15 protein-coding genes are annotated in these 16,647 nt (G+C 61.7%); 10 read left to right on the forward strand and 5 right to left on the reverse strand.

Annotated features, from left to right (window positions below):
• Window positions 1–79: 79 nt before the first annotated feature.
• The 4 genes from ACR0JN_RS16495 to ACR0JN_RS16510 all read right to left on the reverse strand — a co-directional run bounded on the left by ACR0JN_RS16495 (window position 80) and on the right by ACR0JN_RS16510 (window position 5,460).
• Window positions 80–1,363 (reverse strand): ABC transporter permease, encoded by a 1,284-nt coding sequence (locus tag ACR0JN_RS16495; protein WP_480887239.1) that lies wholly within the window; start codon window positions 1,361–1,363, stop codon window positions 80–82.
• A gap of 28 nt (window positions 1,364–1,391) precedes the next feature.
• Window positions 1,392–2,942 carry a sugar ABC transporter ATP-binding protein gene (locus ACR0JN_RS16500; RefSeq protein WP_480887241.1) on the reverse strand — a complete coding sequence of 517 codons (1,551 nt, stop codon included), beginning with the start codon at window positions 2,940–2,942 and terminating at the stop codon, window positions 1,392–1,394.
• A gap of 155 nt (window positions 2,943–3,097) precedes the next feature.
• Window positions 3,098–4,822 carry a phosphoenolpyruvate hydrolase family protein gene (locus ACR0JN_RS16505; protein WP_480887242.1) on the reverse strand — a complete coding sequence of 575 codons (1,725 nt, stop codon included), beginning with the start codon at window positions 4,820–4,822 and terminating at the stop codon, window positions 3,098–3,100.
• Window positions 4,819–5,460: a phosphoenolpyruvate hydrolase family protein gene (locus ACR0JN_RS16510; RefSeq protein ID WP_480887244.1), complete on the reverse strand. Its 642-nt coding sequence runs from the start codon at window positions 5,458–5,460 to the stop codon at window positions 4,819–4,821. The genes ACR0JN_RS16505 and ACR0JN_RS16510 overlap by 4 nt, the downstream gene beginning before the upstream one ends.
• A 189-nt stretch (window positions 5,461–5,649) precedes the next feature.
• On the opposite strand from ACR0JN_RS16510, the gene ACR0JN_RS16515 reads away from it, so the two are divergent.
• The 8 genes from ACR0JN_RS16515 to ACR0JN_RS16550 are packed head-to-tail and all read left to right on the forward strand — an operon-like array spanning window position 5,650 to window position 12,749.
• Entirely contained in the window at window positions 5,650–6,516 is an 867-nt protein-coding gene (locus ACR0JN_RS16515; RefSeq protein ID WP_480816419.1) for a branched-chain amino acid ABC transporter permease, read from the forward strand.
• Window positions 6,513–7,481, forward strand: coding sequence for a branched-chain amino acid ABC transporter permease (locus ACR0JN_RS16520; RefSeq protein ID WP_480887246.1), 969 nt, complete (start codon window positions 6,513–6,515; stop codon window positions 7,479–7,481). The genes ACR0JN_RS16515 and ACR0JN_RS16520 overlap by 4 nt, the downstream gene beginning before the upstream one ends.
• 27 nt (window positions 7,482–7,508) lie before the next feature.
• Entirely contained in the window at window positions 7,509–8,747 is a 1,239-nt protein-coding gene (locus ACR0JN_RS16525) for an ABC transporter substrate-binding protein (protein WP_480887247.1), read from the forward strand.
• The gene (locus tag ACR0JN_RS16530) at window positions 8,738–9,511 is read left to right on the forward strand and encodes an ABC transporter ATP-binding protein (RefSeq protein ID WP_480887249.1); all 774 of its coding nucleotides are present in this window, start codon (window positions 8,738–8,740) and stop codon (window positions 9,509–9,511) included. The genes ACR0JN_RS16525 and ACR0JN_RS16530 overlap by 10 nt, the downstream gene beginning before the upstream one ends.
• Window positions 9,501–10,217: an ABC transporter ATP-binding protein gene (locus ACR0JN_RS16535; RefSeq protein WP_480887251.1), complete on the forward strand. Its 717-nt coding sequence runs from the start codon at window positions 9,501–9,503 to the stop codon at window positions 10,215–10,217. The genes ACR0JN_RS16530 and ACR0JN_RS16535 overlap by 11 nt, the downstream gene beginning before the upstream one ends.
• A 15-nt stretch (window positions 10,218–10,232) precedes the next feature.
• Window positions 10,233–11,441, forward strand: coding sequence for a Tm-1-like ATP-binding domain-containing protein (locus ACR0JN_RS16540; protein ID WP_480887253.1), 1,209 nt, complete (start codon window positions 10,233–10,235; stop codon window positions 11,439–11,441).
• A 1-nt stretch (window position 11,442) separates the two neighbouring features.
• On the forward strand, window positions 11,443–12,306 hold the full coding sequence (locus ACR0JN_RS16545) for a phosphoenolpyruvate hydrolase family protein (protein WP_480887255.1): 864 nt from the start codon (window positions 11,443–11,445) through the stop codon (window positions 12,304–12,306).
• Window positions 12,303–12,749 carry an SRPBCC family protein gene (locus ACR0JN_RS16550; RefSeq protein WP_480887257.1) on the forward strand — a complete coding sequence of 149 codons (447 nt, stop codon included), beginning with the start codon at window positions 12,303–12,305 and terminating at the stop codon, window positions 12,747–12,749. Before ACR0JN_RS16545 ends, ACR0JN_RS16550 begins: the two co-directional genes overlap by 4 nt.
• A 126-nt stretch (window positions 12,750–12,875) precedes the next feature.
• On the opposite strand, the gene sstT is transcribed toward ACR0JN_RS16550, so the two are convergent.
• On the reverse strand, window positions 12,876–14,105 hold the full coding sequence (gene sstT / locus ACR0JN_RS16555; RefSeq protein ID WP_480887259.1) for a serine/threonine transporter SstT: 1,230 nt from the start codon (window positions 14,103–14,105) through the stop codon (window positions 12,876–12,878).
• A 302-nt stretch (window positions 14,106–14,407) separates the two neighbouring features.
• Here sstT and ACR0JN_RS16560 point away from each other — a divergent pair, with 302 nt between their 5' ends.
• Window positions 14,408–15,352, forward strand: a complete 945-nt coding sequence (locus ACR0JN_RS16560; protein WP_480887260.1) for a class I SAM-dependent methyltransferase — start codon at window positions 14,408–14,410, stop codon at window positions 15,350–15,352.
• 152 nt (window positions 15,353–15,504) lie between these two features.
• Complete coding sequence (locus ACR0JN_RS16565) at window positions 15,505–16,647, forward strand: calcium:cation antiporter (protein WP_480887262.1); 1,143 nt, start codon at window positions 15,505–15,507, stop codon at window positions 16,645–16,647.

A 16,647-nucleotide genomic window follows, 5' to 3' on the forward strand; every position in this document is an offset into this window, starting at 1 on the left:
ACTCCTTGGTCATGATGCGGGTTATTTCGATGTCCCGCGTTCTGATTGCGCTCTGACCTTGGTCCGCCAAGATTTAAGGTCAGAGCCTCCTCCCTCTGCCCAGGCGTTCTTTTGCCATGACAAAGATCTCTTCAAATCGCCCTTCCTGAAGCAGGACGGCGACCACGATGATGATGCCCTTGAGGATCAGCTGCGTGTTGCTGTCGATGTTGTTGAGTTGCAGGATGTTGCTGAGGAAACCAAAGATCAGCACGCCCACAAATGTCCCCATGATCGCGCCGCGCCCGCCCATCAGGCTGGTGCCGCCGATGACCACGGCTGCGATGGCGTCCAGTTCCAGACCAAGCCCCGCATCCGGCTTGCCCTGCCGGAATTGCGCCACGTAAAGCACCCCGGCCAGCGCCGAGAGGCCCCCGGCCAGCGCATAGGTGATGATCTTGTTGCGGCCCACATTGATGCCCGCCAGCCGCGCGGCCTCTTCATTCCCACCAATCGCCATCAAGTAGCTGCCGAAGGTGGTGAAGCGGGTGATCAGGAAGAACAGCAGCAGCACGGCAAGGAAAAACAGGCCCGGCACCGGCAGGACGCCCCACAGCAGCTCGCGCAGAACCTCGAAGTTCTCGGTTGCGTTGCTGCCGGTATAGACCGGATAGACTGCCGTATCCTGCCCAGCGACGACGCGGGCCAGACCCAGCGCGCCGACCATCATTGCCAAGGTCACGATGAAGGGCTGCAACCGGCCATAGACGATCAACGCGCCGTTCACTGTTCCCATGACAGCGCCGATACAAGGCACGACGATCAGCACCGCCAGCACGCCGAATTTCGGCATCACCTGACCGGCCAGCCAGACCATGACGCCAATGGCGATTGCCGCCGCAACCAGACGGCTGAGCATCCGCGACGGCGCACTGGCCGTCGGATTGTCCGAGCTGCGGCTCAGGTTACTTTGCACGAAATAGATCAACGCTGCGATACAGACGAACAGCACGACCCCCGTGGCTGGAACCCCGAAATAGCTGGCCGCCGTCCATCCCTCCTGCGTCAGCAGCATGGCGCAGATCACCGTGCCCAACGCCATAACCGAGCCAACGGACAGATCGATCCCGGCGATGAAAATCACCATGGTCATGCCCACCGCCACAATCCCCGTGACCGAGACCTGACGCAAGATGTCCGTCAGATTGCCCAGCGACAGAAAGATGTTGTTGCCCTTGGACGACAACGGCGAGGTCAGCGCCCCGAACAGGATCAGCGCAAACAGTCCCCAGTAAAGCTTGGTCTTGTTCAAAAGCCGCATGAACATCGCGGTGCCCGGATGTTCCTGTTTCACTGTCTGGCTGTTCGGTTCCATAACGGTCATATCTTTTCTCATGTTGAGGTCGCGGCGGTCAGCGGAACTGCATCGCCAGGGCCTTGATCGAATCCACGGTCATCTCGGCGCGCGAAAGCTCTCCGGCCAGTTGCCCTTCGCACAGCACGATCATGCGGTCGCAGACGGCCATGAATTCCGACAGCTCCGAGCTGGCAAACAGGACCGAGATGCCCTGATCCGCCAGCCGTCCGACCAGATCGTAAATCTCATCCTTGGCACCGATATCGATGCCCCGGGTGGGTTCATCCAGCAGCAGGACACGGGGCTGCGTTGCCAGCCATTTGCCCAGAACCACCTTTTGCTGATTGCCGCCGCTTAAGTTGCCCACGGCGTGCTCGGGCCCGGTGGCCGCCACCTTGAGCGTTTCGATGGCCTTCAGGGCCTGCTTGCGCTGCTCGGCCTCGGAGTAGCGGCCAAAACGCGATTGCAGCGGCATCAGCGGCAGGGCGACATTCGAGGCGATCGACCGATCCAGGATCAGCCCGTTGCCTTTGCGATCCTCGGTGATCAGCGCCAGCCCGTTGCGCACCCCATCCTGAGGTTTGACCGGGCGCAGGGGCTTGCCCTCCAGCGTGATATCTCCGCGATAGGATTCACCGCGCGCGCCAAAAAGCGTCTCAAGCAGCTCGGTACGGCCAGCGCCCAGCAGGCCGCCGATGCCCAGCACCTCGCCGCGTTTCAGATCGAACGAGACATCGTCCAGCACCTTGCGATGACCCGCCCAGGCCGACAGGTCTTCGACCTGTAACACAACCTCATCGGAGGCCGGGGTCTGGCGGTCAACCGCGTTGATCTCGACCGTGCGACCGACCATCATGCGGATCAGTTCCGCCGGCGTGGTCTCGGAGGCCAGCCGTGTGCCGATCAGGTTGCCATCGCGCAGAACGGTGACGCGGTCCGAGATTTCGAACACCTCATCCATCCGGTGCGAGATATAGACGACCGCGACGCCCTGAAGGGCCAGATCGCGCACGACCTCCATCAGAATATCCGCCTCGGCCTGCGACAGGGCCGAGGTCGGCTCATCCATGATCAGCAGCCGCGCGTTCATCAGCAGGGCGCGGGCGATCTCGACCAGCTGTTGCTCGCCCACGCGCAGATTCTTGACCGGGGTATCGATATCCAGCGTGAAGCCAAACCGCGACAGCGCTTGGCGCGCCTTCTGCCGCAGCGCTTTGCGATCGATGAAAGTGCCGAATTTTCGCGGCTCATGCCCCAGCAGAACATTTTCGGCCACGGTCATCTCGGGGATCAGGCTCAGTTCCTGATGCATGATGACGATGCCGTGGTTTTCCGCATCGCGCGGCGAGTCGAACGCGACCGTTTCACCGTCGATCTGGAAGGTGCCGAATGTCGGTTTCTGCACGCCGCTGATGATCTTGACCAGCGTGCTTTTGCCCGCGCCGTTTTCCCCCATCAGCGTGTGAATCTCACCGCCATCAAAGGTCAGGTCCACATCGCGCAGCACCGAAATGCCTGAAAATGACATCCCGATCCCGTTCAGCGACAGGGTGATCTGGCTTTCCGTTCCGCGCTGTGCGCGCAATGCCGATTGCAGTTTCGTCATTACAGCGCCTCCCTTCGCCGCTCTTAACGAGTCGTTTGAAACCGTTTCATATACGAAACCATGCGTGCTGGTGAAGCGTCAAGGATTTTTTTCGGAGCACATTCGGGCTGCCATGCCTGGCGTGCGCGCGGGCAGAATTGGCCTCCAAAAGGAGCTCAGGCCTGAAGGCCGAACTTCTTGATTTTGTTGTAAAGCGTGCGCGTGGTCATGCCCAATTCCTCGGCGGTTTGCGCGCGGCGAAAGCCGTTTCGCGCCAGCGCCTCGGCAATCCAGTCGCGCTCAGACACGGCGACTCGGGCCGGCGTTTCATCCGTCTGCACCTTTGGGGCAGCCGCTGGTTTTCGGCGCAGAAAGTCGATCGCCTTGAGGTCGATCGTCGCCCCGCCCGACCGGCGCACCGCGCGCTGGACGGCGTGGTACAGCTCTCGCACATTGCCGGGCCAGTCGTGTTCCAGCATCAATCGCAACGCCGCGTTCGAGAACTTCGGAGGCTCGCCGCTGACCTGTCGGCCCAGATACAAGGCCAGTTCGGGGATATCGTCCACACGGTCGCGCAATGGCGGCAGGGTGATTTCGTGGCCCGAGATCCGATAATACAGATCCCGTCGAAACGCGTCCCTCTCGATCTGGTCAAGCAGATCCTGCGTTGTGGTCGAGATGATCCGGGCGTCCGCACGCCTAAGCGTATGGTCCCCGATCCGCTGCACCGTTTTTTCATCGGTGAATTTCAGAATCTTGCCCTGATGCTCGGGCTGCAATGCGGTGATTTCGTCAAAGATGATGGTGCTGCCCGACGCCTGTTCCAGCGCGCCGCGCTGCGTGCCCGTACTGCCCAACGCCCCGGGCGCTTTGCCCAGCAAATGCACACCGCCTTCCTCTCCGCCCAGGGCCGGGCAATCCACGACCACGGGGTGCCGCCGGGCCGCGGGGCCTGCCTCGTGCAGCCTGAGGGCCGCGCGGCTTTTGCCCGTCCCGGTCTCGCCGATCAGCAGGACGGGGATGTCTTCATAGGCCAGATCGTCCAGTTCCTCGCGGATCGTCTGCATGGCATAAGACGAGCCGACCAGATCATTTTCGGTGTTCGACGGGGCCTGTTTAATGCGTGACAGGCTGGGGATCGCGGTAAAGCCTTTGGTGACCTCGCTGAGGGTCTGTTCAACCGGCAGCCGGTCAAGCGTCGAGCCGGCAACAAACCCCTGCACACCGCAGATACGGGTGATGGCCAGCGCCTCTTCGGGCGAGGTGATGGGGCCGCCGTGGCACAGTTTGTCGACCGAGGCCGGTACGCCTTCCAGAACCCGCTCGATCTGCGCCGCTGCGGTTTCCAGCGTCAGGTGCGTACTGACGCCCGTCGCGCCGCTGGTAAAGCCCACATTGACACAGATGGCTGTTGCACCCGCATCGACCATCTTGCGGGCCTGCGCGTTGGTGTGGACATAGACGAAAGTGCCCAGACCGGCCGCCGTCGCCTCTTGCACCAGCGCAATTTCGCGGTCGAACCCCAACCCCTCGCGCTCCATCAATGCGCCCAGCCGTCCGTCGATCAGCGTCGTTGACGGGAAATTGCAGACACCCGAGAAGCCAAGCGCTTTGGTCCTTTGCACCAGCGCGCCAATGTCCAGATCGGGGTCACTAACCGAGAATCCCGCATAGATCGGTGCCGAGCAACGGCCCAGCATCTCGCGTTCGGCAAATTCGATGACCCAGTCATTGGCGGCCCGGACCGGCAGAAAGCTGGTCAGGGATGAGGCCCCCTGCACCCGGAAACGTCCCGCGTTCAACGCCAGCAGATAGTCGGCCCCGGCCTTGTCTGCCGCTTTTGCCGTCAGGCCCGACCCGACAACCGCCGCAAAGAGAAAACTCTTGTCGCGATTTGTCATGCCGCACCCTCGCACCAGATCAGACCATCCACATCAAGCGTGCTGAGCGGAACCATGCGTTCGTGCCATGCCGAGGTATAGGCAAACACGCTGACCTGCTCTGCCTCATCCCTGATCGTCTCAATCACCCTTTGCAATGAGCCCAGAACAAGTGCGCCGCTGTCGGGGCTGTCCACATCCAACAGGCCGGGATGCAGGGCAAGGTGATCCAGCCCGGCCTTTACCGCGGCGCGGGCCTGCGCCAGCGAGATGAAGAAAGCCAGCGTCTGAAACCCGGCGGCCTTGGCGCGGGCCAGAAACGCGTATTCGAACTCGGGCGAGGCCGGGATGGTCGACATCGACTGGCGCAGACTGCCATCCAGCAGGATCGACGAGGGCCAGTTCACCACACCGCGATACCCTTTCTCGTAAAGCTGCGAGAGCATGGTCGCCTCGGACCCGAACGGATCGCTGGCCAATATGGCCGCCCAGTCGCCCTGTTTCGGCGCCTCGCGCAGCGCGCGGTTGTGGTCAAGCCGGGGCATCACAAAGGCCAAATCCGCCTGAGAAACACTCAGACCACCCAAAGCAGGACAGTAAATGCGGTCGATCTGGTCCGGATCGGCCGAGGGTGTGCCGGTCAGTGTCAGGTTTTGCATGACTCTGTATAGGAAGAGATTTCCGCATTTGAGAAGAGAATTCTCATTTTTTCTCACTCTTCGGGAGGCCTTTAAACGTCACTTTGCGTTAAGGCGATGAAAAATAATAATATTTTTCTTCAACAGAAATCGACCCAACGCTGTGCCGATTTCTGAAATTCGGACATTGTCGTCTCAACGGGAGGAATCATGACCTTATTTCTGATCGTCACCCTGAACGGGTTGACGCTAGCAGCACTCTACTTTTTGGCCGCCAGCGGCTTCAGCCTGATCTTTGGGCTGATGCGGACGGTGAACATGGCCCATGGGGCGCTGCTGCTGTTGGGCGGCTATGTCGGGTACAGCATTGTCGAAGTAACCGGATCTTGGGGTCTGGGCGTGTTGGGCGGTGGATTGGCGGCGGCCTTGGCCGGTGCCATCGTGCAGGCCGGAATTCTGGGCTGGATGCAGGGGGATGAGCTGCGCCAGACGCTTGCCTCGATTGCGATCTCGATCATCATGGCTGATCTGATGTTGTGGTACTGGGGCGGGCTGACCTATCAGGTCGAGCTGCCCGATGCCTTGGCCGGGGGGCAACGCCTGCCGGTTCTAGGCGTGGGGTACGCCAATATCCGTCTGGCGCTGATGGGTTTTGCGCTGGTGGTCGGGATCGGCCTGTGGTTCCTGATCCAACGCACGCGGTTTGGCGCGGTGATCCGTGCGGGCGTGGACGATCAGGACATGCTGCGCGCGCTTGGCTATCCGATCAACCGCATCTTTGTTCTTGTCTTTGCCTTGGGCGGCATGCTGGCCGGAATGGCCGGAGTCGTCGCCGCCAGCGCGCTGTCCATAGCGCCGGGAACGGACCTGCAATTCCTGCTGTCCTCGCTGGTGGTGGTGATCGTCGGCGGCATGGGCTCGATCGGAGGGGCCGCCTTGGGCGCGCTGCTGGTCGGTCTGGCCGAGCAATACGGGCTGGCCTATGCGCCCACCTACGGCGTGGTCTTTACCTTTGCGATCATGGTGTTGGTGCTGGCGGTGCGGCCGCAAGGCCTGCTGGGAAAGGCCGAGCAATGAAACAGGCGCTGATCTTTATCCCGCTGCTGATCCTGCCGGTTGTGCTGAACGATTTCTGGCTGACGCAGGTCGCCACGCGGTCGCTGATCCTTGGCATCATGGCGCTGAGCCTCAGCTTTCTGGCCACCTATCTGGGCGTTGTCTCGTTCGCGCAGGCGACCATGGCCGGGATCGCGGGCTACACCCTCGCGTTTTTCGGCCCGAACACGGTGGGGATCGGGGTTCCGCTGCCGTTCTGGGTCTCGATCCCGCTGGCGCTGATCCTTGCGACCGTTTCGGGCGCTCTGGTCGGTCTGATCGCGCGCCGGTCGCGCGGGATCTATGCCATCATGATCACACTGGCGATTGGGGTGGCGTTTTTCTACTTCACGCGCCAGAACTATACCTTCTTCAACGGCTGGACCGGCTTTTCCGGCGTCCGCGCGCCCGAGATTGCGGGCCTCAGCCTGCGCGATCCGCTGCCGCTGTACCTGTTGTCTCTGGGCATGGCCGCATTGGCGCTTGCACTGGTCAGCGGCTTTGTCCGCTCGCCGCTGGGCCTGACCATTCAGGCCGTCCGCGACGCGCCGGGGCGCGTGCTGGCGCTGGGGATTTCCGTCACCACGCCCATCGTTGCCGCCTTTGCCTTCTCGGGCCTGCTGGCCGGGGCGGGGGGCATCCTGAACGTCTGGTATCAGGAACGCATCTCATCCTTTTCGGTCGGGCTTGGGCCCATCATCGACATCCTCATCATCTCGGTCATCGGCGGGTTGCGCCATCCGGGCGGGGCGTTCGTCGGTGCGGTGGTCTTTGTCCTGCTGGACACCTTCGCCGTCGACCTGATCGACCGCGAGCGGTTCAACATGCTGATCGGCGTTGTGCTGCTGCTGATCGTGATCGTGGCCCCGGGTGGGCTGCAACAACTGGCAAGCGACTGGATGGCGCGGCTGCGCCGTCCGGAAATCAAAGAAAAATCAACTGTCTGAGCACACTCATAGGGAGGAACCTGAAAAATGAATAAGCTCAAAATGGCCGCATCGGCGCTGGCGCTCTGCGCAATGGCGGTGCCTGCATCTGCCGAAGACGTCAAGATCGGCGTGATTTCGATCCTGGAAGGCGCGTTTGCCGCGCTGGGTCAGGACGGCATCCGCGGCGCGGAACTGGCGGTTCTGGAAGCCGGTGGAGAGGTTGATGGCAACAAGATCGAAGTCATCACTATATCCTCGGACGCCAGCCCCGACAGCGCCGTGAATGCGGCACGCAAGCTGATCGAGCAGGACGGCGTGGACATCATCGTCGGCCCTCTTTCGGGTTCCGAAGGTCTCGCCCTGCGCGACCTGTCGAAATCCTACCCTGCCGTGACATTCATCAATGGCTCGTCAGCGGCACAGGACACCACGCTGCGCGACAGCTCGGACAATTTCTTCCGCTTTGGCGGCGATGGTGCCCAGTGGATGGTCGGCGTTGGCGATTATGCCTATAACGACATGGGCTACAAATCCGTGGCCGTGATCGCCGAAGACTATTCTTTCCCCTACACACAGGTTCTGGGCTTCATGTCCGAGTTCTGTTCGGCAGGTGGCAAGGTCCCTGAGAAGTTCTGGACCCCGATCGGCAACAAGGACTACTCCTCGGTTGTTTATTCGATCCCGCAGGATGTCGACGCGATTTTCGTGGCCCTTGGCGGCGCGGATGCGGTCAACTTCTTGACCCAGTACAGCCAGGCGGGCGGCGACAAGCCGATCATCGGCGGTTCGATCACCATCGACCAGTCGATCCTGGACAGCAAAGGCCCCTTCAAGAAGCTTCTGGTTGGCGCGCCTGCGGGCACACCCACGGTCAGCGACTATGACGGTGCCGAGTGGAAAGAGTTCTCGGCCAGCTACACTGACGCCTTCCCGGATGGTTTCTCGGCCCCTTCGATCTTTGCCCATCACTACTACATGGCAGCAAAGGCAGGTCTGCTGGCGCTGGATGAAGTCGATGGCGATCTGTCCAATGATCAGGCCGCCTTCCGCGAAGCGCTGACCAACCTGACCTTTGTCACCCCGACAGGCGGTACCATGCGGCTGGACAAGAACCGCAACGGTGTCGTCGACAACTTTGTGACCGAAGTGTTTGAACGCGAAGACGGCACGCTGGGCAATCGCGTGGTCAAGGTTGTGCGCGATGTCGATCAGCTTCTGGGCCAGGACGAGGCCACTTTCCTCGCCGCAGGTCCAGTCAGCCGGGACAACCCTTCGTGCCCGTAAACCACTCACATAACACCGCCAATGCCCTGGAGGTCCGGGGCATTGGCAAACGCTTCGGCGGGTTCTGGGCGGTGCGGGATATCGATCTGACCGTCCGCCCCGGCGAGCGTCGCGCGATCCTCGGGCCGAACGGGGCGGGCAAGACCAGCCTGTTCAACGTGTTGACCGGGGATACCAGCGCCACGACCGGCCAGATCACCCTGTTTGGCGACAGCGTGACGCGCGAGCCGATCAACAAGAGAATTCAACGCGGGCTGCGCCGGACCTATCAGCACGCCCACCTGTTCAATGGCCTGACCGTGCGCGACACGCTGTTTCTGGCCGTGGCCGGGGTGCGCGGCGGCTGGCGGCAGGTGCTGCCCTTGCGGAGCGGCGATGACCGGCTGGCCGAGGCCGAACGTCTGGCCGAAGTGGCTGGCGTGACCGATGTGCTGGACCGCGAAACCTCGGAACTCAGCCACGGGCAGCGGCGGCAGCTTGAGATCGGGATTGCGTTGGCTGAGAACCCCAAGATTCTGCTGCTGGATGAACCGGCGGCGGGGTTGTCGCCTGCTGAACGTCCGAAGCTCAGCGCTTTGCTGATGTCTTTGCCCAAGGATGTGACGGTCGTGCTGATCGAACACGATATGGATATCGCCCTGCAGACCTCGGAAAGCGTTTCGGTTCTGTATAACGGGCGGATGCTGGCCGAGGGCTCACCCGACGACATCATGCGCAACGAAGACGTGCATCGCGTCTATATCGGAGGTGCGCATGGCCACTGACTTGCTGGATATTCGCGGGCTGGACCTGCGCTATAGCTCAAGCCACGTGCTGCACGGGGTCGACCTGTCGGTTGGGAACCGTCCGTTGGGCATTCTGGGCCGCAACGGCATGGGCAAAACCAGCCTGTGCAACGCCATCATGGGCCTGCACCCGCATTCGGCAGGGGAAATCCGGTTCGATGGCACCGATTTGACCGGCCTGCCGCCCGAAAAGCGCGCGCAGATGGGGATCGGCTATGTGCCACAGGGACGCCGCGTGTTTCGGTCTCTGACCGTCGAAGAGCACCTGAAGATCGTCGAACGCAAGGGTGGCGCGTGGTCTGTTGACCGGGTGTACGAGACCTTTCCGCGCCTCAAGGAACGTCGCCGCAATCTGGGCAACCGGCTGTCGGGCGGGGAACAACAGATGCTGGCGATTGGCCGCGCGCTGTTGCTGAACCCGCGCCTGATGGTGCTGGACGAGCCGACCGAGGGGCTGGCCCCGGCCATTGTCTCGGACGTGATCGATCTGATCGAACTGATCGCAAGCGAGGGCATCGCGGTGCTGCTGGTCGAACAGAACATGCACGCGGCGCTGGCCGCCGTGCAGGACGTGGCCATCATGGTCGGCGGAGAAGTTGTCGAGCGGATGACGGCAGAGGCCCTTGAAAACGATACCGCGATGCAAAAGCGCCATCTGGGGCTGGAACCCGGGCAGTCGGGCTAACGGGAGGGAGAGAGGATGACAAAAAGAGCTTACGTGATCGGCACCGCCGACACCAAAGGGCCGGAACTGCGCTATGTGCGCGATCTGATCGATGCGGCGGGGATGGAAACCGTGCTGGTCAATGTCGGCACCAAAGGCGGCGAGGCGGGCGTGGATGTAACAGCCGCCAGCGTCGCCGCCTGCCATCCCGACGGCCCGGCCTCGGTGTTTGTGAACGACAGGGGGCAGGCTGTGACCGAGATGTCGCGGGCGCTAACCGCCTTTGTGCTGGGCCGTGACGATCTTGGCGGCATCATCGGGCTGGGCGGTTCGGGCGGTTCGGGGATCATCGCACCCGCGATGCAAGCCTTGCCGATCGGGGTGCCCAAGGTGCTGGTCTCGACCTTGGCCTCGGGCGATGTCTCGGCCTATGTCGGCGCGTCGGATGTGAATATGTTCCACCCGGTGACGGATGTATCCGGCCTGAACCGCGTGTCGCGCAAATTGCTTGGCAATGCAGCCCATGCGCTGGCGGGCATGATGGCCAATGAGGTGCCCGATGCCACAGATGACCGCCCCGCGCTGGTTCTGTCGATGTTCGGTGTCACCACCCCTGCCGTTCAGGCCATCACCGAGGGGCTGGCCGATGACTATGATTGCCTTGTCTTCCACGCCACCGGCAGCGGCGGACGCTCGATGGAGCAGCTGGTCGATCAGGGCGACGTGGCCGGGGTGCTCGATATCACCACGACCGAAATCTGCGACCTGATCGTGGGCGGGATGCTGAGCGCGGGCGAGGAACGGCTCGACAGTATCGCCCGCAGCAAATTGCCCTATGTCGGGTCCTGCGGCGCGCTGGACATGGCGAATTTCTGGGCCCCGGACTCGGTGCCTGCACAGTTCAAAGGACGCAATTTCTATCACCACAACGCGCAGGTCACGCTGATGCGCTCAACCCCGGACGAATGCGCGCAGATCGGCACATGGATTGGCAACAAGCTGAACGCCTGCGACGGGCCGGTGCGGTTCCTGTTGCCGCTGCGCGGCGTTTCGGCGCTGGATATCGAAGGCGGTGCCTTCCACGATCCGGTGGCCAATGAGGCGCTGTTCCAGGCGTTGCGCGACACGGTGGTCCAGACGCCCGACCGGCAACTGGTCGAACTGGACCTGCACATCAACGATACGGCCTTTGCCGAGGCCGCGATCAACAATTTCAACGAAATCTATACAAAGAAGGATACCTGAGATGGCAGTCACGGGACGCACAGAAATCCTTGGCCGCCTGCGGGCCAAAATCGCAGCAGACAAGGTGATCGTCGGCGGCGGAGCAGGCACCGGCCTGTCCGCCAAATGCGAAGAGGCCGGCGGCATCGACCTGATCGTCATTTACAATTCAGGCCGCTATCGCATGGCCGGTCGCGGGTCGCTGGCGGGGTATATGTCATATGGCAACGCCAACGAGATCGTCGTGGACATGGGGCGCGAAGTGCTGCCCGTTGTCAAAAATGTGCCGGTTCTGGCCGGGGTGAACGCCACCGACCCGTTCTGTATCATGGACAAGTTTCTGGACGATCTGGCCGCGATGGGCTTTGCCGGGGTTCAGAACTTTCCCACCGTGGGCATCATCGACGGCCGCTTCCGGCGCGAGCTTGAGGCAACCGGCATGTCCTATGACATGGAGGTCGAGATGATCGCCAAGGCCCGCGAACGCGACCTGCTGACCACGCCCTACGTGTTCAGCGCCGACAATGCCGCGGAAATGGCCAAGGCAGGTGCGGATGTCATCGTGGCGCATTTCGGACTGACCACTGGCGGTTCAATCGGGGCCGGGGACAGCGCGCCCGATATCGCAGAATGCGCGCGGCTCTATGATGAATGGGCCGCAGCGGCACGGGCCTATCGTGATGACCTGATCTTTATCTGCCATGGCGGCCCGCTGGCCGAGCCGGAGGACGCGCAGAAATTCCTTGACCTCTGCCCCGATTGCCATGGTTTCTATGGTGCCTCATCCATGGAGCGTCTGCCCACTGAAAGGGCGATCACAGCTCAGACCGCCGAGTTCGGCAAACTGCGCCGCGGCGCACGCGTTACAGAAGGAGTGTCCCAATGATCAGAGCCTATTCCTCTACCATCATCGCGGTTCCGGTCGATCAGGTCTGGGCGCGCGTACGCGACTTTAACGGCCTGCCCAACTGGCACCCTGCGGCCACGGACAGCCAGATCGAAGAGGGCCACGCCAATGGTGAGGTCGGATGCGTCCGCAATTTCGCCCTGACCGATGGCTCGGGCCGCATCCGCGAGACCTTGTTGTCGCTGTCCCATCCGGATCGTGAGTTATCATATGACATGCTACCCAACGGTCCGCTGCCCTTCGTGAACTATGTCGCGAGGATGAAGTTCTCACCAATCACCGACCGCAATGAAACCTTCGCCGAATGGTGGGCCGAGTTCGTGGCCGGAGACGGGCAAACCGAACACTGGCATAAGTTCGTCGAAAACGATGTGTTTTTGGGAGGTTTCCGCGCTTTGGAGGCGAGTTTTTCGTCTCAGTAACTAAGTAGCGCGACGACGCGGCCTGCTACTGATCACCCCCCCAATGCATTGCGCCCGTCGGTAGACGACGGGCGCAAAGGAACGCAACAGATCCGTTGCGAGATGGAAGTAGTCGTTTTGGATGCGCTACGCCGCGACCTCTTCCAGCGGTAGTTTATGCGGGTATGGGTCACCGCGCTTGTAGGAACCGGCAGCGGTGAACAGAACGTCGGTGGACGAATTCAGTCCGGTTTCTGCGGAATCCTGCAAGACGCCCACGATGAAGCCGATGCTGACGACCTGCATCGCGGTTGCGTTGTCGATGCCGAACAGGCTGGCCGCCATCGGGATCAGCAAGAGCGAGCCACCCGCCACTCCGGACGCCCCGGTCGCGGCGATGGCTGCGATCACGCTCAGCAGCAGGGCGGACAGGAAGTCGGCCTCGATCCCGACTGTGTGCACGGCTGCTAGCGTCATCACCGTAATGGTGATGGCGGCCCCGGCCATGTTGATCGTGGCCCCGATCGGGATGGTGACGGAATAGGTTTCCTCATCCAGATTCATCCGCCGGCACAGTTCCATATTGACCGGAATATTGGCGGCGGAACTGCGCATGAAGAAGGCAGTGATGCCGGATTCCTTCAGGCAGGTGAAGACCAGCGGATAGGGGTTCTGACCGATGCGCAGGAACACAATCAGCGGGTTCACCACAAGCGCCATCACCGCCATGCAGCCCAGCAAAAGCGCCAGCAGGTTGGCGTAGCTGACCAGCGTGGCAAAACCCGTCTCCGCAATGGTTGCGGCGACGATGCCGAAAATGCCGATCGGGGCAACGCGGATGATGGCCGCGACGATTTTGGTGATCGCGCCGTCCAGATCGGACATCAGCGCCTTGGTCGTGTCGCTGGCATGGCGAAACACCAGCCCCAGACCGATGGCCCACGCCAGAATGCCGATATAGTTGGCCTGCGCGATGGCATTGACCGGGTTGTCGACGATTTTCAGCAGAATGTTCTTAACCACGTCGCCCAGACCATCCGGTGCGGTCATCGCCTCGGCCGTACCGGTCAGGTGCAAGGTGACCGGGAACAGGAAGCTGGCCGCAACGGCCAGCAGGGCGGCGGCAAAGGTGCCGATGATGTACAGCATGACAACCGGACCCATCCGGGCCTCGCTGTCCTTTTTGTGGTTGGTGATCGCGGCGCAGACCAGGATCAGCACCAGAACCGGGGCGACGGCCTTCAGCGCGTCGACAAAGAAATCCCCCAGCAGACCAACGGCCATTCCGGCCTGAGGCCACAGCGTTGCAAGCAAAACGCCTGCGACAAGGCCGACAATGATCTGGGTTACCAGACTTCCCTTCAGTATGAAATTCATCGGAGTCACCTTTGTGGATTGGGGTCCGAGGCTGCTTGATGGTACAGCCCGCGGAGTAGAGTTGACGCGAAAACTGCCTGTTATTTGGGCGGCATGCCTAAATTTTCAACACTGCTGAATAAATGAGCTGAGTCCGGTATGGAACAAAGCGGGGGCAGAGCGCCCGATCTCAATCAGTGAGCATGGCCGATCACACCCCAAATCTTAACGGTCTTTAAGGTTCGGGAAACCCGGACGTCATCCCGGCTTGCCATCTGAGGTTCAACGAAACCGGATGTTCACCGAACGGACGAGGGTGCCAGATGTATGACGAAGCTCTGAACCAGATCGCGGACCCGGTCCGCTTTTCCAGAAATGATCTGATCGAAGCCGGGTTGAAAGCCACAAAGCTCGGGCTGCGCGATCAAGTGAAACTGTGGGAGTGTCACACCGATGAGAAAGCCGACGTCGCGCGTGACCTGATGCGTGGGGTCAAAGCGCTGCTGCGCGAGCGTGCGCCGGATCAACGGCTGCGAACGCTCTCCATAGGATCGAGCGAGGAACCGCAGTTTCGGCTGCTGCATGCCCTGTCCGACGGCGGGCTGTGGCTGTACGATTGCGACCCCGCGGCGTTGGAGGCCCTGAAAACGCGGGTTGAGCGGACCCTGTTGAACGATGTGCATCTGCTACAGGGCGACTACCTTCAGGATTTTCGAACGGACCGGGCCGCCGAGGCGACCTTGCAGGACCAACTGGGTGGGGTGCCCTTCGATCTGGTGACCCTTCATCACGCGCTGTATTACTCCCGGCCCGAGGACTGGCCGGGCCTGGTCCGCGCCCTGTGCAGTCAGGTTCTCAGCGCGCCGGGCAGGATGCATCTGGCGCTGATGTCTTCTTCGACCAGGCGTCCTTACTCGGCCACCTGGCTGTACAACCGGTTCGCCGAAAAGTTCTGCGGAACCCGCAACACACAGAACCTGCTGGACCTGCCCGCGCGGGTCAAGGCGCGGCCCGAGGGCGGGGATCTGTATTTTTCAGCCCGCAGCAGCGCGGTCAGATGCCGCCCCGAGCGGTTTGAGGATCTGATGGCAGTTGTCTGGATGATCATGCTGTACCCGCAGGTTCATGATTTCAGCATCGATCAGCAGGTCGAGATCACCGAGTTTGTGCTGGATGAGTTTTGGCTGCCCGGGCGCGATCTGGTGCAGGTGCAGGATTATGTGACCATCACCAAGTCTGCGGCCGCCAAACACTCGGGTGTGGGTTGAACGGGCTGCAGCCTGTGCTGCGCGCCGGGATCAGAGGTTTGGCTGGATAGAAAAGCCCAACCCGGATATGCTGTGCGTAAAATTTGATCAGCAAAGGCAATTTCGCCCTGCGTAACCGCAGCGACCCATTCCTCGGACCAAAGCAGTGACCCATGGCCGATCAGCCAGCAAAAACAAAACCCGGCCTGCTAAGCCTGACGCGCGCTGAACTGCCCACCGCGTTGATCATCGTGACGCTGGGCATATTCCAGTTCGGCGCGGATGGCTTGCTCTACGATCTGCAGAACCTTTGGCTGGCCGGGCTTCTGTTTGTCGTGATTTTCACGGTGATGATGTGGGCCTGTTTCGCCGTTGTCCGCCACGCGGATGCGCTGGCCGAGTTGCTGGGGGAACCCTTTGGCACTCTGATCCTGACGCTGGCGGTGATCGGGATCGAGGTGTCGCTGATTGCGGCCATCATGCTGACCGGTGAGGCCGCGCCGACGCTGGCGCGCGACACCATGTTTGCGGTGCTGATGATCGTGCTGAACGGTCTGGTCGGGCTGGCCTTGCTGATCGGCGCGCTGCGCCATCGCGAACAGGACTACAATCTGCAAGGGGCGCGGGCGTTCATGGCCGTGCTGCTGCCGCTTGCGGTGCTTAGCCTGATCCTGCCGAAATTTACCGTTTCGACCGATGACCCGACATTTTCTGTGCCGCAGGCGGTGTTCTTCGGGATTATCATCGTCCTGCTTTATGCCGCGTTCCTGACCGTTCAGACCATGCGGCATCAGGGCTACTTCCTGCAGCCCGCGCGCGCGGATGAGGCCGCGCAGACCGAGGATCACGGGCACGGCCCGGTCTATTCGGTCGGCTACCACACGCTGTTGCTGCTTCTGACGCTGATCCCGATTGTTCTGCTGTCCAAGCGGATGGCCAAGCTCGTGGATATCGGGATCGTTCAGGCCGGGGCCCCGCTTGCCCTTGGCGGGGTGGTCATCGCCCTTCTGGTTCTGACGCCCGAGGGGCTGGCCGCACTGGCCGCCGCCCGCGCCAATCACTTGCAGCGGTCGGTCAACCTGCTGCTGGGCTCAGCACTGGCGACGATCGGGCTGACGGTGCCTTGCGTACTTGCCATTAGCCTGTTGACGGGCACCAATACGGTTCTGGGCCTGAGCGACAGTTCCATGGTTCTGCTGCTTCTGACGCTGGTGATGAGCGTCATGACCTTCGGCGGGGTGCGCACAAACGTGCTGAACGGGGCCGTGCATTGCGTGTTGTTCATCGTCTTTCTGGTGCTGATCTTCAGCCCCTGA

It is taken from the genome of Ruegeria sp. G12 (assembly GCF_056533565.1).